The organism is Acidovorax sp. (assembly GCF_047607405.1).
In the GTDB taxonomy this organism is placed as follows: domain Bacteria; phylum Pseudomonadota; class Gammaproteobacteria; order Burkholderiales; family Burkholderiaceae_C; genus Acidovorax.
In genome coordinates, this window is record NZ_JASGDA010000011.1 from 1 (window position 1) to 4,136 (window position 4,136).

The 4,136-nt window shown below is 70.7% G+C and carries 3 protein-coding genes; 1 reads left to right on the plus strand and 2 read right to left on the minus strand.

Annotated features, from left to right (window positions below; genetic code table 11):
• On the plus strand, nt 1–863 hold an 863-nt coding region (locus QM569_RS01790; RefSeq protein ID WP_414985509.1), incomplete at its 5' end, for a rhodanese-like domain-containing protein.
• Nucleotides 864–922: 59 nt separating this feature from the next.
• Here the strand turns inward: QM569_RS01790 and QM569_RS01795 are convergent.
• Both QM569_RS01795 and QM569_RS01800 read right to left on the minus strand, forming a co-directional pair.
• Nucleotides 923–2,308, minus strand: coding sequence for an LLM class flavin-dependent oxidoreductase (locus tag QM569_RS01795; RefSeq protein ID WP_414985510.1), 1,386 nt, complete (start codon nt 2,306–2,308; stop codon nt 923–925).
• 121 nt (nt 2,309–2,429) lie between these two features.
• Nucleotides 2,430–4,136 carry a family 2A encapsulin nanocompartment cargo protein cysteine desulfurase gene (locus QM569_RS01800; protein WP_414985511.1) on the minus strand — a complete coding sequence of 569 codons (1,707 nt, stop codon included), beginning with the start codon at nt 4,134–4,136 and terminating at the stop codon, nt 2,430–2,432.

The window sequence follows — 4,136 nt, forward strand, 5'->3', positions numbered from 1 at the left end:
AGCGCGCCCAGGCCGCCGCCCGCGCCCGCGCCGTGGCCGACCGCGCGGGCGTGCGCCGCGCCAGCAAGGACGATCTGGCGCGCTTTGACGCCGAAGCCGGGCGCACCACCTACCGCATCGACGTGCGCACGAGCGAGGAATACGCCGCAGGCCACCTGCCCGGCTTTCGCCACTACCCCGGCGGCCAGCTGGTGCAGGAGACCGACCACGCCGCCCCCGTGCGCGGCGCGCGCATCGTGCTGGCCGACGACGACGGCGCGCGCGCCAACATGACGGCGGCGTGGCTCGCGCAAATGGGCTGGGAAGCCTGGGTGCTGGACGGCGCGGCGCCCGCCGACTTCACGGAAACCGGCACGCCCGCCCCGGCCTATCCACCACCCTCCGGCCAAATCGCACACACCAGCGCGCAGCAACTGGCCGCGTGGCTGCGCGACGAGGCCCCCGGCAGCACGGCGGTGCTGGACTTCACCACCAGCGCCAGCTACGTGCAGCGCCACATTCCGGGCGCATGGTGGCTGCTGCGCTCGCAGCTTGCCCAGGCGCTGCGCGCCGTTCCACGCGCCCGGCGCTACGTGCTGACCTGCGGCAGCAGCCTGCTGGCGCGCTACGCGGTGCAGGCCGTGGCGCGCGCCACCGGCGCGCCCGTGTTCGTGCTGCAAGGCGGCACGCAGGCATGGATCGCCGCCGGGCTGCCGCTGGAAAGCGGCGAGACGCGCCTGGCCTCGCCGCGCACCGACCGCTACCGCCGCCCCTACGAGGGCACCGACGCGCCACGCGAGGCGATGCAGGCGTATCTGGACTGGGAGTTCGGCCTGGTGGAGCAGTTGCGGCGCGACGGCACGCACGGGTTTCGCAGCCTCTGACGGTATCTTTTTGATAGCTACCAGCGCTTGTCCATCAAGCGCTGGCGGCCTTTTTTACTTCAAACCTCCACCCCTTCCGCCCGCGCCGCCGCCACGGCCTGCTGCGCTTCGCGGCGCGCGCGGGTGTGGCGGTTCTCGGGCACGGGCAGGCCCAGGTTGCCGCGCAGCGTCTCGGCGGGCAGCACGCCGTGCAGCAGGCCGCGCGCGCGCAGCACGGGAACGACCAGCTCCACGAAATCCTTCAGCGACGAGTTGGGCAGCGCCTCGAAGAAGTTGAAGCCGTCCGCCGCGCCGCCCTCGAACCAATGCTGGATCTCGTCGGCCACCTCCTCGGCCGTGCCCACGAAGCTGCGCTTGGGCCGCGCGTGCCACAGCGCCACTTCGCGCAGCGTCAGGCCATGCTCGCGCGCGTGCTGCTTGATGCGGTCGCTGGTGCTTTGCTGGCTGTTGCGGCCCAGGTCGCCCAGGTCGGGGAAGGGCTCGTCCAGCGGGTACTGCGAGAAGTCGTGGTCGTTGAAGGGCCGCGCCAGCGCGGCGATGGCGTTCTCGACGGGCACGAGCGCGGCCAGCTCCTCGTACTTGCGCTCGGCCTCGGCGCGTGTGCGGCCCACGATGGGGCGAAAGCCCGGCAGCAGAAACACCTCGTCGGGGTTGCGCCCAGCGGCGCGCACGCGGGCCTTCACGTCCTGGTAGTAGGCGCGCGCCTCGTCGAAGCTGTCGGCGTGAAAGAAGATGGCGTCGGCGCGCTCGGCGGCAAAGGTCTTGCCGTCCACCGACGCGCCGGCCTGGAAGATCACCGGCTGGCCCTGGCGCGAGCGGCTGATGTTCAGCGGCCCCTCGACCGCGAAGAACTCGCCCTTGTGGTCCAGCCGGTGCAGCTTGTCCGCGTCGATGAACTGGCCCGTGGCCTTGTCGCGCACCAGGGCGTCGTCCTCCCACGAATCCCACAGGCCCTGCACCACGTCCAGGTGCTCGGCGGCCAGGCGGTAGCGCACGTCGTGCGCATAGTGCTCGGGGCGGCCATAGTTGCGCGCGCTGCCGTCCAGCCACGAAGTGACGACGTTCCAGCCCGCGCGCCCGCCGCTGATGTGGTCGAGCGACGCGAACTGCCGCGCCACGGTAAACGGCTCGCTGTAGCTGGCCGTCACCGTGGCGACGAGGCCGATGCGCGATGTGACCGCCGCCAGCGCCGACAGGATGGTCAGCGGCTCGAAGCGGTTGAGGTAGTGCGGCGACGAGCGCGGCGTGATGTGGACGCTGTCGGCCACGAACAGGAACGAAAAGCCCGCCCCTTCAGCGAGCTGCGCCTGGGCCTTGTAGAAGCCGAAGTTGACGCTGGCGTCGGTCACGGCGTCCTTGTGGCGCCAGTCGCCCCAGCCCGCGCCCACGCCGTGGAGGACGAGGCCGAGTTGCAGGGTGCGGGGGGTGGTGGGTGCGAAGGTCATGGCAATGGGACAAAGGTTGTGAAGGAGCCTTTAGCCTAGACAGTCCGCCGCGCGCTGCGAACAAAGAAATTCGTCTATCGCTATGCGCTGCGCAAAGAGAAGCGCCAGAGGCCGCCTTGACTCACCCACGCGGCGCCAGCCTGCGCACCACTTCCACCAGCCGGTCGATCTCGTCGAAGGTGTTGTAGAACGCCAGCGAGGGCCGCACCGCCGTCTCCACGCCGAAGCGGCGCAGGATGGGCTGGGCGCAGTGGTGGCCGGTGCGCACCGCGATGCCTTCGTTGTTGAGCGCCTGGCCCACCTCGTCGGTGGTACGGCCTTGCAGCACGAAACTGAGCACGCTGGCCTTGCCCGGCACGGTGCCGATCAGGCGCAGGCCGGGGATTTGCGCCAGCTGCTGCATGCCGTAGTCCACCAGCGCGTGTTCGTACTGGCTGATGGCGTGGATGCCGATGCGCTCCACGTATTCCAGCGCCGCGCCCAGGCCCACGGCATCGGCGATGTTGCCGGTGCCGGCCTCGAACTTGTTCGGGATGGGCTGGTACTGGGTTTTCTCGAAGGTCACGTCGGCGATCATGTTGCCGCCGCCCTGCCACGGGGGCATGGCCTCCAGCACTTCGCGGCGGCCCCAGAGGGCGCCGATGCCGGTGGGGGCGAAGATCTTGTGGCCCGAGAAGACGAAGAAGTCTGCGCCGATGTCCTGCACGTCCACGGGCGTGTGGGCGATGGATTGCGCGCCGTCCACCAGCGTGCAGATGCCGCGCGCCTTGGCACGGGCCACCACCTCTTTGACCGGAACGACGGTGCCGAGCACGTTGGAGACGTGGCCGATGGCGACGATCTTCGTGCGGTCGTTGAGCAGCTTTTCGTATTCGTCGAGGCGGATCTGGCCCTGGTCATCGACGGGGATCACGCGCAGCTTCGCGCCCTTGGCCTGCGCAAGCTGCTGCCAGGGGACGATGTTGGCGTGGTGCTCCAGGTGGCTGACGATGATCTCGTCGCCCGCGCCCACGTTCTGGCCGCCCCAGCTCTGGGCGACGAGGTTGATGGCCTCGGTGGTGCCGCGCACGAAGATCACTTCATGAACGTCCGGCGCGTTGATGAAGCGGCGCACCACCTCGCGGGCGTGCTCGTAGGCGTCCGTGGCGCGGGCCGCGAGCACGTGGGCGGCGCGGTGGATGTTGGAGTTCTCATGCTCGTAGAACTGCGCGATGCGTGCTATGACCTGGCGCGGCTTGTGCGTGGTGGCGGCGTTGTCGAGCCAGATCAATGGCTTGCCGTTGACGCGCTCTTGCAGGATGGGGAAGTCGCGCCGCACGGCGTGTACGTCGAAGGCCGCCGGGGGCTGGGTGAGCGGGCTTTGCTGCGCCTCGCCGGGGTTCAGGTAGGGGTGCGGCTTGGCGGGGGTGACGTAGCCGCTGGGCAGGCGCACGGCGTCCACGAAGTAGAACTGCGGCGCGGTGCTGATTTCGGGCGTTTGCGGGGTTTGCGGCGCTTGCGGCGCGGGCAGATGGGGCGCGCCATCCGTCAGGCTCGCCAGGCGCGGCTCGTAGCCGGGCAGCACGGCGAAGGCGTTGTCGGGCGTGCCGTTGCCCGCCTGGGCGTGCGGCAGCACCGCGCCCGCGCGGTTGACGAGCGAGAGGGACGTGCCGGGGCTGGACGGCAGCAGGTTGCTGCCGGGCAAGTGCCCCAACGGAATCGGCGTGCCCGGCACGTTGGGCGACAGGCCCGAGGGCGCGGCCAGCGGCGAGCCGCCCGGCGCCCAGGTGGCGGGCGGCTGCGCACCCTGCACGGGGATGGCGGGCGCATCGCCGGGCAGGCTGCGCAG

Excerpts from the sequence above, each read along its gene's own strand:
- QM569_RS01795 (WP_414985510.1), bottom strand. The coding sequence starts at position 2,308 with ATGACCTTCGCACCCACCACCCCCCGCACCCTGCAACTCGGCCTCGTC.